The organism is Marinigracilibium pacificum, assembly GCF_012926615.1.
Classification (GTDB): Bacteria; Bacteroidota; Bacteroidia; order Cytophagales; family Cyclobacteriaceae; genus Mangrovivirga; species Mangrovivirga pacifica.
In genome coordinates, this window is the sequence record NZ_JABBNU010000008.1 from 162,879 (window position 1) to 178,778 (window position 15,900).

At 36.0% G+C, this 15,900-nt stretch carries 12 protein-coding genes; 6 read left to right on the forward strand and 6 right to left on the reverse strand.

All coding sequences use genetic code 11. The annotated features are described in order from the left end of the window. Positions 1 to 34: 34 nt before the first annotated feature. Both HH304_RS13800 and polX read right to left on the reverse strand, forming a co-directional pair. Positions 35 to 1,057: a glycosyltransferase family 9 protein gene (locus tag HH304_RS13800; protein WP_169682622.1), complete on the reverse strand. Its 1,023-nt coding sequence runs from the start codon at positions 1,055 to 1,057 to the stop codon at positions 35 to 37. Beyond that, entirely contained in the window at positions 1,058 to 2,758 is a 1,701-nt protein-coding gene (gene polX, locus HH304_RS13805) for a DNA polymerase/3'-5' exonuclease PolX (RefSeq protein WP_169682624.1), read from the reverse strand. Positions 2,759 to 2,838: 80 nt separating this feature from the next. Between polX and HH304_RS13810 the strand changes: the two genes are divergently transcribed. The 5 genes from HH304_RS13810 (at position 2,839) to HH304_RS13830 (ending at position 8,426) form a co-directional block, all read left to right on the forward strand. Continuing rightward, positions 2,839 to 3,243 carry an EVE domain-containing protein gene (locus HH304_RS13810; RefSeq protein ID WP_169682626.1) on the forward strand — a complete coding sequence of 135 codons (405 nt, stop codon included), beginning with the start codon at positions 2,839 to 2,841 and terminating at the stop codon, positions 3,241 to 3,243. Between the two features lie 18 nt (positions 3,244 to 3,261). Next, on the forward strand, positions 3,262 to 4,791 hold the full coding sequence (locus tag HH304_RS13815) for a hypothetical protein (protein WP_169682628.1): 1,530 nt from the start codon (positions 3,262 to 3,264) through the stop codon (positions 4,789 to 4,791). Positions 4,792 to 4,847: 56 nt separating this feature from the next. Beyond that, a complete protein-coding gene (gene pyrR, locus HH304_RS13820; protein WP_169682630.1) occupies positions 4,848 to 5,387 on the forward strand; it encodes a bifunctional pyr operon transcriptional regulator/uracil phosphoribosyltransferase PyrR in 540 nt (179 codons plus the stop codon). A gap of 10 nt (positions 5,388 to 5,397) precedes the next feature. Continuing rightward, positions 5,398 to 6,348 carry an aspartate carbamoyltransferase catalytic subunit gene (locus HH304_RS13825; protein ID WP_169682632.1) on the forward strand — a complete coding sequence of 317 codons (951 nt, stop codon included), beginning with the start codon at positions 5,398 to 5,400 and terminating at the stop codon, positions 6,346 to 6,348. Between the two features lie 92 nt (positions 6,349 to 6,440). Next, positions 6,441 to 8,426, forward strand: a complete 1,986-nt coding sequence (locus HH304_RS13830) for an OmpA family protein (RefSeq protein ID WP_169682634.1) — start codon at positions 6,441 to 6,443, stop codon at positions 8,424 to 8,426. Between the two features lie 202 nt (positions 8,427 to 8,628). Here HH304_RS13830 and rseP read toward each other — a convergent pair whose 3' ends face one another. The 3 genes from rseP to HH304_RS13845 are packed head-to-tail and all read right to left on the reverse strand — an operon-like array spanning position 8,629 to position 12,639. Next, a complete protein-coding gene (rseP, locus tag HH304_RS13835) occupies positions 8,629 to 9,957 on the reverse strand; it encodes an RIP metalloprotease RseP (protein ID WP_169682635.1) in 1,329 nt (442 codons plus the stop codon). A gap of 10 nt (positions 9,958 to 9,967) precedes the next feature. Next, positions 9,968 to 11,140: a 1-deoxy-D-xylulose-5-phosphate reductoisomerase gene (locus HH304_RS13840; protein WP_169682637.1), complete on the reverse strand. Its 1,173-nt coding sequence runs from the start codon at positions 11,138 to 11,140 to the stop codon at positions 9,968 to 9,970. A 2-nt stretch (positions 11,141 to 11,142) separates the two neighbouring features. Next, positions 11,143 to 12,639, reverse strand: a complete 1,497-nt coding sequence (locus HH304_RS13845) for a GH3 auxin-responsive promoter family protein (RefSeq protein ID WP_169682639.1) — start codon at positions 12,637 to 12,639, stop codon at positions 11,143 to 11,145. 118 nt (positions 12,640 to 12,757) lie between these two features. Here HH304_RS13845 and HH304_RS13850 point away from each other — a divergent pair, with 118 nt between their 5' ends. Beyond that, positions 12,758 to 14,212, forward strand: coding sequence for a trypsin-like peptidase domain-containing protein (locus tag HH304_RS13850; protein ID WP_169682641.1), 1,455 nt, complete (start codon positions 12,758 to 12,760; stop codon positions 14,210 to 14,212). A gap of 44 nt (positions 14,213 to 14,256) precedes the next feature. On the opposite strand, the gene dnaA is transcribed toward HH304_RS13850, so the two are convergent. Continuing rightward, positions 14,257 to 15,672 (reverse strand): chromosomal replication initiator protein DnaA, encoded by a 1,416-nt coding sequence (dnaA, locus tag HH304_RS13855; RefSeq protein WP_169682643.1) that lies wholly within the window; start codon positions 15,670 to 15,672, stop codon positions 14,257 to 14,259. Positions 15,673 to 15,900 lie beyond the last annotated feature (228 nt).

The following is a 15,900-nucleotide window of genomic DNA, read 5'->3' on the forward strand; positions in this document are numbered from 1 at the left end:
TTGCTATATATTACTTTAAAGTAATGAGTCTTTTTTAAGGCAGATAGAAATCAAAAACCTGGTCTTCCATACATTTAAAATGACCTTTAGGGCATTTTTTGAACCCCATTTTTGAGCACGGTCTGCAATCAATTTTATTATTTTCGAAAACGATAAACTTCGTTTTATAAGGATAGAAACCAAATGCAGGCACTGTATTACCCCAGATACTATATATAGTCTTCTTAAGCGCTGCTGAAATATGCATAAGTCCGGTATCATGAGCAAATACCACCAAAGATTGTCGTGCTAAAGATGCTGATTGATTCAAATTATATTTACCACAAGCATTAAAAATCACAGTTTTCTTACCGAGCTCTTTTAATTTCTCCTCATAAGGTTCTGACGCCTCATTCCTTTCAAAAAACTTTTCAATCTTATTGGCTACATCCACATCATCAGGACCTCCTATTAATACAATTGGCTTGGCAATTTTATCACACAATTCTACTAGTTTGTGATATGGCAATCGTTTGGTAGCATGTGCCCCTCCAATGACAACCGCTACATATTCTTGATGATGAGTTTCCGGTAAATCATTAACAATGTCAACTTCATCTTCGGGCGGAATAAAATAATCAAGTCCAAGATCGTCACTTTTAACACCAAGTGGAGTTGCTGCTGACATATACCTATCAACAACATGGTTTTTAGGCATTTTATCAATCTTAAACTTGGTAAGTAGAAAGCGCTCGATGTTAGCTTTATAATACGAATATGCCGGGATATCCCGCATCCTAAATTTAATAATACGCGTTCTGAGGTTATTATGTAGATCAACTATATAATCGAACTTCTCTTCCTTTAATTCTTTGATCAGATCTCCTAGCGATCCGGTTAATGTATGAACTTTATCTACATAAGGATTTGGCTGAATTATCTTCTGAAATCCGGGTTTGGTACAATAGTGAATTTCTGCATTTAACTGAGTTTTCAATACCCTGACTACCGGAGTTGTTAAAACAATATCCCCAATTGATGAAAACCTAAGTATTAAAATTTTCGGATTTTCCTTCATTTATATTTTTGATTTCCTTTCTTCAAAATATTTAGCCAGCTCATTTACTCCTAAAGAATTCAGATTCATGTTTTCAGTAAGACCACCTTTTCGACCGACAATAACTCCAAATTTAACATGATCATACCCGGCCAATTCATGTGCATCCGGATTAATAGATAGCCTAACGCCTTTTTCAATTGCATATCGCACCCACATCCAGTCAAGATCCAGACGCCACGGATTCGCATTAATTTCTATCACAACATTATTCTCTGCTGCTGCATCAATAACAGCTTTATGATCAATTGGGTATCCCTCCCTTCTTAATAATAAACGCCCTGTAGGGTGACCAAGAATAGTTGTATATGGGTTTTTAATTGCAGTTATTAATCTATTTGTTGCCTTGGCCTTATCCATATTTAAAGGAGAATGAATCGAAGCAACAATAAAATCAAATCCGCTCAGTATATCATTTTCATAATCAAGGCTACCATCTGTCAAAATATCTGACTCAATCCCTTTGAAAATTTTAAACGGTGCCAATTCTTCATTTAATTTATCAATTTCCTCCCATTGCTTTTTTATTCTATTCTCCTGAAGACCGTTTGCATAACCGGCAGTTTTACTGTGATCAGTTATCCCTAGATATTCATACCCCCTTTTCATGCAATCTTCTGCCATTTCACGGAGGGTATTTTTACCATCGCTGTATGTAGAGTGAGCATGAAGTATCCCTTTTACACTCTGTTCAGTCAAAAGGTTATTTCTATTTTCATCTTGAGACCACTCAAATTCAAATTGACCTTCCCGACACTCTGGTTCAATATATGGCAGCCCTGCTGTTTCATATATCTCTGTTTCAGATTTAAAAGTGCCGGTTCTATTTATGTTGAATAATGTTTCTCCGTCATTAAGCCTAAAATTCAGGTGTAATGGAGATCCGGTTGTCTCAAACAATCTATTAATAAATCTCTTTTCACTTGAATAGAATATTTCAATTTGCATTCCTGATTCCGAATGAATCCCTCTCATTGCAAATGGCCCTGATTCTTCCTCTGAAAATGAAAACTTTTTATTCTCTGAAAGCTTACTTTCCCAAAGATCAGGATCTTCAACACCAACAACATATGATAACTTTTCAATAACCGGCATTTTCCTTCTTAAGGCACCCGTATCTGAAACTTTATCAGTATTTAAAATCGTTTTTAGCTCTTGGCACACCTGATTATTTAATTCGATCACAGCGGCATAATGCAATTTACCTTCGTTAGAACGCATGTACATTATTTGCTCAATGATCTTTTCTTCAGTCTTGGCACCGAAGCCTTTCATCTTAGATAATTTCCCCTCTTCTGCTGCTTTCAGAAGCTTATCCACAGAATCGATCCCTTCATCATGCCATAAAGCTGCAATCTTTTTCGGACCGATCCCTTTTACCTCCATCATGTTTAATACACCTTCAGGAGTTTTTGATATTAGATCATCAAGCTGAGTAAATGATCCGTTTTGCTTTGCTTCAGAAATCGCTTCAACAATGCTCTTTCCCACTCCATCTATACCTGCTATTTCATCAGCAGACATGTCAGAAAGAGTTCCTTCAAAACGTTCTAATTTAAATGCCGCATTACTATAGCCTCTAACCTTGAACGGATTCTCACCATGAAGTTCCATTAAATCGGCTGCCTGCTTCAGTAATTTTATAATCGTTTTATTATCCAAGATTTTTAATTATTTTAAATCGACGAATCAATATGCAAATTTAAGATTATACCTGGTTTAAAATACGAAAGGTTAAACAAATGAACTACTGGATCATTAAATCTGAACCTGAGGAATATAGTTTTCAGGACCTTGTAAAAGAAAAAAAAGGTGTTTGGAGCGGAGTTAGAAACTATCAGGCCAGGAATAACCTCAACAATATGAAAGTCGGTGACAAGCTTTTATTTTATCATAGCGGGAAAAATGCTGGTATAGTGGCTATTGCTGAAGTAGCCAAAGAATCATACCCTGACCCAACTGCAAATGATGATAAGTGGACAGCTGTTGATGTCAAACCGGTAGAAGAATTAAATAACAAGGTTACCCTTAAAGAAATTAAAAATCATGATATTATGGCTGATTCTTTGCTAGTCAGGCAATCCAGACTATCAGTTATCCCGTTAAATAAGGAAGAATACGATTTTATAATTAATTTGTCTCAATAAAGGCTAATTACAATAAATATGAGAATATTATTGCTATCAACCATACTCACATACTTTTTTACACCTGTACTTCTTGCTCAAATTGTGCAACCTGAAAGGCTTGAAATTGAATTAGGAAACAACGATGAGTTTTTTGAAATATATTCTGCCGGGGAAGATGGGATTTTTATTTACAGAGATACCAAAGACAGAGAAGATGGAGGGCTTTTATGGGAGGTTTCATTGTACAATACTGATTTTGAGTTAGTCTGGACAAAACTTTTCAAGGTTGAATATGGGTTTGAAGTAATCGGACATGACTATAATAATGGAAGACTATTTCTACTTTTCTCAAAAGGAGGAACCGAAAAAGGTGATTTAAAGGTTTTTCGTGTGATGGCTGCAGACGGAAGCGTTTCAGCACATGAAATCAACCGCCCTATCCCGATCGTTCTTACCCATTTTGAATCAATTGATGATATTTTATTATTCGCCGGAAAAACAAAGTACAAGACCAACGCAGCATTATATAATCTAAAGGAAAAGAGGTTTATAGCATTGCAAGGATTATACACTGAAAATAGTGACCTACTGGAAATACAGAGAAACTTCTCAATGGGAGTTTTTCAACTAACATTTTTGGAACGTAAACCTAGAGTAAATCAATTCATCTCAGTTAAATCATACGACCTGCAAGGAACATTATTATTTGACACAGAGTTAACCCCCGGAACAGAGCATAATTTTATAGATGGGACATCCACTTCATTCCTAAATGATGAACCTTTCATAATAGGCACATGGTCTAATAATAAGTCACAATACAGCAGAGGGATGTTTTTTGGTGAGCTTTCTCCAAATCCGGGAGAAGAAGATAAAGTTAAGTTTTATAGCTACGTTGATTTCCAAAATTTCTTTTCTTACCTGAAAGACAGTAAAGAAAAAAGGATTCGTGAACGAATAATCAGGAAAAAAAATAAAGGTAAAAAACCGAAGTTCAACTACCGATTATTAATCCATGACGTAATTAAAAGAGATAATAATTATATCGTTGTTGGCGAAGTATTTTATCCTACTTATATCAGGCAGGATTATATGCCAAGATCTGGTTATTATCCACCTTCTACATTTGATTATTACCCTGGTACAGGTCAGATTATTAGCGAATTTAACTTTTCTCATGCGGTGATTTTGTCATTTGATGAAAATGGCCAAATGCTCTGGGACAATAGTTTTGAAATAGATGAGATTAAAACCTCATTTTTAGAACATCAGGTAAGTATAGATGTAAATCCTGATCGAATTGCTTTGCTCTATTTCTATGAAGGAAAAATAAAAAGCCAGATTATCAAAGGAGACCAGGTAATAGAAGATAAGACAGATACAGAAATAAAGTTAAAAGAAGATGGCGATGAATTAAAAGATGGCTATTATGAATTCGGAAAGCTTGAAAAATGGTACGGAAAATACTTTTTTGCTTATGGATTACAACGAATTAAAAATAATTCTGACCAATCCGGTTCATCAAGAAAAGTATTCTATATAAATAAAATCTATTATGAAGATTAATGGATTCATTTATAGATTAGAAAATTCGACGGTTTGTCCTATCTTTGTTCAAGTTTATGCAAAAACGTATACTTCTTAATCACGACCTTCTGGAAATCACAATTCTACGGTTATGCCAGCAACTGATAGAAAATCATGGTGATTTCAACAACTCTGTTATCCTGGGATTGCAGCCTAGGGGTAGTCATTTAGCTCTTCAGGTTCATGCACAATTGAAGCAACTTACCGGTATTGATATTCCATTAGGATTTCTTGATACTACGTTTCATCGTGATGATTTCAGAAGAAGAGATACTCCGATATCTGCAAACCAAACAGATATTCCATTCCTACTTGAAGACAGAAATGTAATTCTTATTGATGATGTTCTTTTTACAGGACGTAGTGTAAGAGCTGCTATGGATGCAATGATTGCCTTTGGTAGACCATTGACTGTAGAGTTACTTGTGCTTGTAAATAGGAAATATAGTAGAGACCTTCCGATCGAACCCAATTATACCGGCAGAAATGTAAACACGATCAAGTCTCAAAAAGTTCTTGTTGAATGGAAAGACCAGGGGGCAAGTGAAAATAATGTTTGGCTTATAGACAATTGAATATTAATTAATGGACCGGCTAAGCGTAAAACATCTACTTGGAATTAAAGATCTTACTAAAGAAGATATTGAACTTCTTTTTCAAACAGCTTCATCATTTAAGGAAGTAATCAATCGCCCAATCAAAAAAGTACCTTCACTTAGAGATATTACTATCGCGAATGTATTTTTTGAAAACTCAACCAGAACGAGATTATCATTCGAGCTGGCTGAAAAAAGGCTAAGTGCTGACGTTATCAATTTTTCTTCATCAAACAGTTCAGTAAAAAAAGGGGAAACTCTGGTTGATACTGTTCAGAATATTCTTGCCATGAAGGTTGATATGATTGTTATGCGTCACAGTAGTCCCGGGGCGCCTCACTTTCTGGCCAAAAGCCTCGCTAATACTAAAACCGGCAAACATGCTGTTGTAGTCAATGCTGGAGACGGCACTCACGAACACCCTACACAAGCATTACTTGATACATTTAGTATTCATGAAAAGCTTGGTACTCTAGAGGGTAAAAAAGTTGCAATAATCGGTGATATTCTGCATTCCAGAGTAGCCCTTTCTAACATTTATGCACTAAAGAAACTTGGTGCTGAAGTAATGGTTTGCGGACCGAATACACTCTTGCCAAAATACATTACAGATTTAGGTGTAATTAAAGAGCTTGATGTTGATAAAGCTCTTGAGTGGTGTGATGTAGCTAACGTCTTAAGAATTCAGCTTGAAAGACAACAAATCAAATATTTCCCTAGTTTACGAGAATATTCCTTATATTATGGAATTGATAAACGACGGTTATCAAAGCTGAATAAAGAGATCATAGTTATGCACCCAGGCCCTATTAACAGAGGTGTGGAGTTAGCTTCAGATGCCGCAGATGCTGATAATGCCATTATATTGGATCAAGTTGAAAATGGAGTAGCAATCCGTATGGCAGTACTTTATCTTCTGGCCTCTAAAAAGCCTCAATAAGGCAATTTGTGGTCATACAAACCGTTAGTTTTAATATTTGCGATTTTATTTTTGTACATTTACCAGTGTAGAACTGTGTATAAACCATATTAATGAGGTTTTTTTTAGTATTTATTATCATCTGCATTTCTATTTCTTACAATGCAAATGCCCAAAAAAGAGATGGAAACAAGAAGGGAAGAAGTTATAATATTGTTTCCCCTGAACAGTCTTTGCTAAAAAAAACTGATTCTACCTACGTTTTCGATTTTGCAAATATCAATAGAACTGAATATTTCGCAGATGGAAAGCTCCAAAGAAGAATTATTGAACTCGACAGAAAAAAGGACTGGGAAAACCTTTACCCCTTACTGGAAACTTATGTAGCTAACTTTGGGGTAGAAAACTTTTTTAGAGACAATTATCTGCTCTGGAGACTTGCAAAACTTGCAGAACATTTTGGAGAAACTGAAAAATCGAAATACTACTATCGCCTTGTTCTTAAACACCACAGAGAAGATCTGGATATTGGCAAAACTGAACTTCACTATGACTCTCTTACTAAAAACGAAAAAGACTATTATGTCCCACTGGAGTATTACTATGAACTAGTAGACTTCAGAAAGGAAATTGATACTCTGCGTCCACCTAGAGGTGTGTTGTTAAACATGGGAAAACAGGTAAATAGCCAAACTCCTGATTATGGCCCGACATTAAGTGCCAATGATGAAACATTGATATTTACATCCAAAAGAAATACATATAAAACTTCATTATTAGAAGTTAGAGAAAACGAAGACCTATTCTTTACAAGATTTAAAGATGGTGGATGGGAAGAATCACAACCATTTATTGGAGTTAATACAGAATATAATGAGGGATCTGCCTGTATTAGCAAAGATGGGCAAACGCTTTACTTTGTAAGATGTAACAGCCCTGATAGCTATGGCAACTGTGATATTTTTGAAGCCAAACTACAGGAAGATAGCACATGGGGTGAAATTAAAAACCTGGGGCCAAAAGTTAACTCTGTCAACTGGGATTCACACCCAAGTTTATCTATAACAGAAGACACTCTATTTTTTGCTTCAGATAGAATTGAAGGCTTTGGGTTGTCTGATATTTACTACACTGTAAAACAGAAAGACAATACCTGGAGCAAACCATACAATTTAGGTCCGGTAGTAAATACAAACGGAAATGAGGTAAGCCCATATTACGACCACAAGTTTAAGGTGCTTTATTTTAGTAGCACCGGGCAATTATTACGTTTCGGAGGTTTTGATATTTATAAATCATACTATAAAAGAGGTGCCTGGGCAGAACCAAAAAATGTTGGTCCACTAGTAAATGGACCTGGAAATGAATACTACTTTACCATAGACAGTAAAGCCAATTTACTTTTCTACGCCAAATCATCAGACACTCAGAAAAATGACCTTGATCTATTCTCCTTCCCCCTACCAATGGGAGCACAACCAGGTGCAAACACTTTATTTGAAGGTAAATTAGAGGGAATTGACGGTCAAAAATTTGAAGGGATAGTTTCGGTAATTGATATAAATAACGGTATTGAAGTAGCTCCAAAGTTCTTACGAGATGATGGTACTTTTGCTTTTGACCTAATCGATAATCAACAATATCTAATTATTCTTCAAGGAGATAATTTCTTCAGAATTGAGGAAATTTTCACAGTTGAAGGAGATATGAACGTTGAATTTGAGGCCCAGGAAATCAATGCCCGAATGGAATTTGAGTCAATTGTGTTTGATAATGGTAAATCGGAAATCAAACCTGAAATGCATAGTGATCTTGATAAGGTTGGTAACTTCCTTATCGACCACCCACAATACCTTCTAACAATTGCCGGACACACCGATAGTGATGGTAATTATGAAGCCAATAAAGTATTATCTCAAAGCCGTGCAGATGCTATCAAGGAATTTCTCGTTGGATTCTACAACCTGGACCCTGAACGAATAATGGCAATTGGTTACGGAAGCGACAAGCCATTAGTAGAAGAAAAAACTGAAGCTGATAAGCAATTAAACAGACGTGTTGAGTTCCATATAGAGCGTTCAGCGAAGCAAAGTAGATAATATAATACTCTCCTTTCCTACAAAGTCAAAACACTTAAGTCATTCAAATAGGTCAGTACTGATTATTCTAAATAATCCGGATAAATAACTACTTGAAATATGATAAGTTAATAGGCCTAATAAAATTATCTTGAAATTATAGATCATAAAAAAAGCCGAATAGAAATTCTATCCGGCTTTTTAATTTTTCTTTCAATCTATATTATCCCAAAAATGAATCTCTGATCCATTGCCAGATGTCATTTCCAAAGATGAAAACCATAAGTGTCAGGAGAATTGCCATTCCCACCTTCTGAGCTCCTTCAAGGAATTTATCACTCGGCTTTCTACCTGAAACCATTTCATAAAGTAAGAATACCACGTGACCTCCATCAAGTGCAGGTATTGGCAATAGATTCATAAAAGCCAGAACCATCGAAAGCAGACCAGTTAAAGCCCAGAATCTTGTCCAGTCCCAAGTTCCACCAAAGGTTCTCATGATTCCAATCGGACCTTGTAATGATTTTGTTGGGTCAAGATCTCCGCTAAACATTTTACCAAAGGCCTGGATATTCACCCAAACAACAGTAAACGCTTTTGCTGTTCCCTTAGGTATAGCCTCAGCTAAAGTATAATCTAATTTCTCAAAGTTAATACCATCAATCATCGGTTTGAAACCAATAATTGCGCTATCTCCAAGTGCTACATTTAAATTTTCAGTATTCCCTTCTCTATCAACTGTCAAGGCAACTGTTTCACCTTTATAATTTTCGATATCAGTTTTGAATTCATCAAAATAAGTAAACTTCTTACCGTTTAATGCAAGAATTTTATCACCAGCCTTAAGACCTGCCTTGTCACCGGGACTATCTTTTGCAACATCGCCAACAACGAATTGATGTCTATAGAAAATAAAATGCTCCTTCTTCTCAGAAAGATCATTCATGAAGTCTGAAGGGATATCAACTTTAATTGTATCAGTTCCTCTAAGAACAGTATAGTAAGAGTTATCCTCCAAAAGTACTTTCACGTCTCTCAGATCAGAAAATTTATCCCAATCCCTACCATTAACATCAATTATTTTGTCTCCAGTTTTAAGACCTATTTTTTCTCCTAATTCAAGAGCATAAATTCCTGCCTTATTAACCTCAGACTTTGGTAAGTACTCTTCACCGTTTACATAAAGTAAACTGATAAAGATTATAACACCAGTAATAACATTAATAATAATACCACCAAGCATTACAATTAAACGCTGCCATGCCGGCTTAGCTCTAAACTCCCATGGTTGAGGCTCTTCACTTAAGTTTTCAGTATCCAGCGACTCATCAACCATCCCGGAGATCTTCACAAACCCTCCAAGAGGAATTGCTCCAATACTGTATTCTGTTTCTCCCCACTGAAAACCAAAAATTTTAGGAGGAAAACCAATCGAATACTTCTCCACTCTCATTCCAAACACCTTTGCCGCAACAAGGTGACCCAACTCATGTAATCCTACTAAAATAGAGATGCTCAGAATTAACTGAGCGAACATAATAATTCCTTCCATTATTAAATATTTATCCTAAATACGCATTTGCTAATTCCCGGGTTTCTTTATCTGTTTCAACATAATCATCAAGACCCGGAGATGATATATAATCTACTTTTTGTAAACAATGTTCAATTAGGTCAGACATTTCCAAAAATCCAACCTTGTCTTTTAAAAACGCATCAACTGCAATTTCGTTGGCTGCATTTAAAATACATGGCATATTGCCAGATTTTGCCATGGATTCAAATGCTAATGCAAGATTTCTGAATGTATCCGTATCAGGTTTCTCAAAAGTTAACTGTGGATAATTCATGAAATCAAATCGTGGAAAATCTGATTTTATACGATCAGGATACGTTAAAGCAAACTGGATTGGCACCCTCATATCAGGTAATCCCATCTGTGCTTTCATGCTTCCATCTTCGAACTGTACAATTGAATGAATAATTGATTGTGGGTGAACTACCACTTCAATCTGTTCCGGCTTTAATCCAAATAACCATTTTGCTTCGATCACTTCAAGACCTTTATTCATCATTGAAGCTGAATCAATAGTTATTTTAGCTCCCATGTCCCAATTAGGATGTTTTAATGCCTGCTCTCTTGATACTTTTGCCAGATCATTTCGTTTCTTACCTCTAAATGGTCCTCCGCTCGCAGTTAAAATGATTTTTTCAATTGGGTTATGAAACTCACCCACCAGACACTGAAAAATTGCAGAATGCTCTGAGTCAACAGGGAAAATATTCACCCCTTTTTGCCTCGCCAAATCTGTAATCAACTCACCTGCCACAACCAACGTCTCCTTATTGGCAAGAGCTATTGGCTTTCCACTTTCTATAGCTCTGATAGTCGGCTTTAATCCGGCATAACCTACTACAGCTGTCAATACAATATCAATGGAGTCCATTTCTAAAACAGAAGACAATGCATTTTCACCCGCATAAACTTTAATGTCATGTGAGTCAAGCGCATCAAAAACCTCCTGATATTTATCCTCATTACCGATCACAACTGCATTAGGCTTAAACTTCAAAGCCTGCTTTATCAGTGTATCAGCGCTATTTTGAGCAGTTAAAACTTCTGCTACAAATTTATCCGGATTTGCTTCGATCACTTCTAGTGCTTGTACACCAATTGAGCCTGTTGAGCCCAGGATCGCCACATGTTTCTTTTCCTGATCTTTATTGTCAATCATTATTATTTCAAAAAATTCTGTAATTCGTCAGCTTGAGATCTATCATTTGCCAGTCTTGGCACCTTGTTTTGCCCTCCCAGCTTACCTCGTTGACGCATCATCTCAATGAATGCATTCTTTTTTAATGTCCTGATCTTTAATTTTTGCAGGATATTTCCTTTGATCAGATCATCATAATAAGTATTCAGTTTCCTTAAATTATTGTCAATTTCATTTTCGAAATCCTGCAAATTTAATGGTTCTTTATCAAATTCTACATACCATTCGTGTAAAGGAAGCCCTTCATCAGGAGTTACTTGTGGAGCAACTGTAAATTCGACCACCTCTACCTCAGGATATTTCTTCACTGCAGCAGCCAAAGCCTTTTCAACTTCCTCACCAATAACATGCTCTCCAAAAGCTGAGATAAAGTGCTTTATCCTTCCGGTAACCTGAATTCTATGCGGATATTTTGATACAAACTTTACTGTATCACCAATATTGTACCCCCATAACCCGGCATTACTATTTATGATAATTGCATAATTTTTATCCAGTTCAACTTCATCTACTGATAATCGGGTAGGATTTTCGTTAAACACCTCTTCAGCAGGAATAAATTCAAAGAAAATTCCGCTATCAACTAGTAACAATAAGCCTTTGTCACCCTGTTTATCCTGATAAGCTATAAAACCCTCAGAAGCCGGATATGTTTCAATGCTATCAACATGCCTTCCGATACTTTCGAACAATTTAGCTCTGTAAGGTTCAAAGTTTACCCCGCCATAAACGAAAAGTGAAAAATTAGGAAACAAATCACCTGCCTTTTTACCTGTTTCTTCCTTTAGATAATCAAAATACATTTGTACCCAAGGTGGAATTCCAGAAATCAAAGTCATATCCCGGCCTTTAGTTTCCTTTACAATCGCTGCCAGTTTTTCTTCCCAGTCCTCAATGCAGTTGGTCTCATAACTAGGCAATTGATTTGTTCTCAAATACCCTGGAACATGATGATTAACAATACCTGAAAGCCTTCCTGTTAAAACTCCGTTGGTATTGTACATTTCCGGGCTTCCTGAAAGAAAAATTAGATTTCCTTTTAAAAAGGAACTGTTTCCGGTTTCGTAGATGTAATTCAATAATGCATTTCTGGCACTATTGATATGATTGGGAATCGATTCTTTAGTTATTGGGATATATTTTGTGCCTGAAGTTGTACCACTAGTCTTAGCAAAATAGGTCGGCTTACCCTTCCAGAGCACATCAGGCTCGCCTTTGACAACCCTGTCAAAGTAGGATTTTAACCCTTCATAATCTCTGATTGGCACACGCTTTTTAAATTCCTCATGATTATTGATTGATGCAAAATCATGATCTTTTCCGAAGGCAGTATTTTTACCTACGCGCACCAATTCATCAAACACCTTTTGTTGATATTTTGCCGGATCTGCAGACCATTTCTTTTGTTTGCGGATCACATAAGAGGCAAATGGTTTACTCAAAAAAGACTTTAATCCCATAGCCCTGCAAGATAATAAAATTAATGTTTAGGACGTCATTTTTACAGTTGCTTCAACTGGCATTTATTTTGATACGTAATAAATAGATAACTTTAACAGTAAAACAAGCAATAGAATTATGAAAAATACACTTTTTGTCATACTAGTGTCATTTTTGTCAGGACTGGGAGGTGCTTATTTTTACTCCCAGTTGAATAGTGAAGCAGGTAAGAATGATGAATTTGTATTTGCTTCAAACGACAGCGCTGGTTCAAACCCACAATTTACTTCTGCAGAAGAATTACCTTCAACTCAAAAATCTGTTCTTCCCAACTTAAATGTTGATTTCAGAGTTGCATCGGAAAAAACTACTGAGAGCGTAGTTTACATTAAAACAATGGTTAGAGGAAGAAGTAATGGTTCGTTTTACGAATGGTTCTTTGGAAGTGGAAGTCCATCCTTAAGAGTTGGCTCCGGTTCAGGAGTGATTTATACTTCTGATGGATACATAATTACAAATAACCACGTGATTGAAGGCGCCGATGAAATTGAAGTAATGGCTAAAGAAAGGTCGTATAAAGCTCAAATAATTGGAACAGATCCATCGACAGATATTGCAGTTTTAAAAATTGAAGCTAAAGGCCTGCCGGCAATCGAATTGGGAAGCTCAAGAGATGTAGCTGTTGGAGAATGGGTACTTGCCGTTGGTAATCCATTTAATCTGACCAGTACAGTTACCGCAGGAATTGTTAGTGCTAAAGGAAGGTCTATTAACATATTGAAAGGAAACTTCCCTATCGAATCATTCATCCAGACAGACGCCGCTATTAACCCCGGTAACAGCGGAGGTGCTCTCGTTAATGCAAACGGTGAGCTTATTGGAATTAATACAGCCATCCTGTCTAAAACCGGCTCATATGCGGGTTATGGGTTCGCTGTCCCTATTGACATTGCAAAAAAAGTGGTGAATGACCTGATTAATTACAGAGAGGTACAAAAAGCATTTATTGGTGCTTCTGTTATTGATATCACCTATGAAAATCGCGAGTATTCTCCTGACGGAAGTACGAATGGTGTTTTAATCACCAGGTTAAATAGTGACGGAGCTGCAGAAAAAGCAGGGCTAAAAGAAGGAGATTTAATTTATAAAATAAATGATATTCCAGTACCAAATAAAATTGCGTATGATGAAACTCTGGGATACTACTCTCCAGGTGAAAAAATAACAATTTTTGTCAAGAGAAATGACGAAAATCTATCAAGACAGTTGACACTTACCAATGCTTTAGGCACAACAAGTATCATAAAAAGAGAGCTGTATAGCTCAGAAAGACTGGGTGCTGATTTTGTTTCTTTATCTCCAGATGAATTAAAAGCTTATGATATTAAAGGAGGTATAAGAATCAAAAATGTGAAGCCGGGATTAATTGAAAGAATGGACTTATCTGAGGAATTTATTATCACAAAAGTTAACGGAGAAGTTATAAATTCAGCAGAAGAACTTGCTGATTTATTGCAAAATGCCAGAGGCCGGGTAGTAGTTGAAGGCATTAACCAAAGAGGTGTGAAAGGATATTTCAGTTACTTATTCTAACTACAAAATGAATCAAAAAAAGGGCCGATTAATCGGCCCTTTTTTTAATGTTTATTATAAGATTTTATTTGAAGTTTTTTCCTGATGTCATCTACTTCACTTCTAAACTTACTATCAACTTCCATTAGATCACTCACTGTTTGTACAGCATGAATTACTGTACTATGATCACGACCACCAAAGTGATAACCGATAGATTTCAAAGAGAGAGAAGTGTGTTCTTTACTAAAATACATTGCCACCTGTCTGGCCACAACAATTTCTTTCTTTCTTGTTTTTGATTTTATATCATCAAGGCTCACACCATAATGCTCAGCTACAGTTTTCTGAATAAAATCAACCCCAACATCACTATCAATATCCTGAACAATATTCTTTAATGTTTCCTTCGCCAACTCAAGATCAATATCTTTTCTGTTTAGTGACGCTTGCGCTACCAAAGAAATCAATACACCTTCAAGTTCCCTGATATTTGTATCCACACTATATGCCAGATATTCCAGAACATTTTCAGGAATATCAATTCCTTCAGACTGAAGTTTCTTTTGCATAATAGCAATTCTGGTTTCAAAATCAGGCTGCTGTAAATCCGCAGTAAGCCCCCACTTAAATCTTGATAACAATCTCTCTTGCAGACCTTTAAGATCTCTAGGAGGACAATCACTTGTCATGATAATCTGCTTACCAGACTGATGTAAGTGGTTGAATATATGGAAGAAAATCTCCTGAGTTTTTTCTTTTCCTGAAAGGAACTGAACATCATCAATAATCAGTGTATCAACCTGTAAATAATAATTACTAAAATTCTGAATATTATTATTTCTTAAGGCTTCGATAAATTGATTTGTAAACTTCTCAGAAGATACGTATAAAACAAATTTCTCTGGAAACTGACCTTTGATCTCATTACCAACTGCCTGTACAAGGTGTGTTTTCCCAAGCCCTACTCCACCATATAATAACAGCGGATTAAAACTGGTTACCCCAGGTTTTTTAGCAACTGCATATCCGGCTGAACGAGCCAGACGGTTACAATCACCTTCAACAAAATTATCGAATATATAGTTGGAATTCAGATTTGATTCGTGAGTAGAAACAGTTGATTGAATATCAAATGGACTGAAGTTTTCATTATTAGCTTTTCCATTCAACGGCCTTTCTGTGGTCGGATAGTTTACTGACATAGGTTTATGACTTTCGTCTCCCTTATCAACGATCACAGAATATTGAAGCCTCGCCTTATCTCCAAGGTTAGCAACTAAAGCTCTCCTGAGTGGCCAAATGAAATGCTCCTCCAGATATTCGTAAAAAAACTGACTAGGTACCTGAATAGTCAGTACCTGCCCCTCTAATTTCAGCGGCACAATTGGTTTGAACCAGGTATTAAAGCTTTGATCTCCAATTTCAGCTTTAATGTGGCGCAAACAATTTTCCCAAACTGTCGTGCAGTCTTTTTGCATTTAGATTAAAAACGATGGCTTTTTTTATGGATTCTTCCCAAAATGGGATAGCAAATTTGATAAAAAAATAGTTCATAAAAAAATGTGGATAACCTTGACTTTTTATAAAAATGCAATTCAATCAAATACTATAGGATTATCTCAAGATAAAAATATTTTTTTCATGAAATAATACCAAACCATATAAAAAAAAGCCAATGGTTAGATCTGTCATTTTTGGGTTTACTT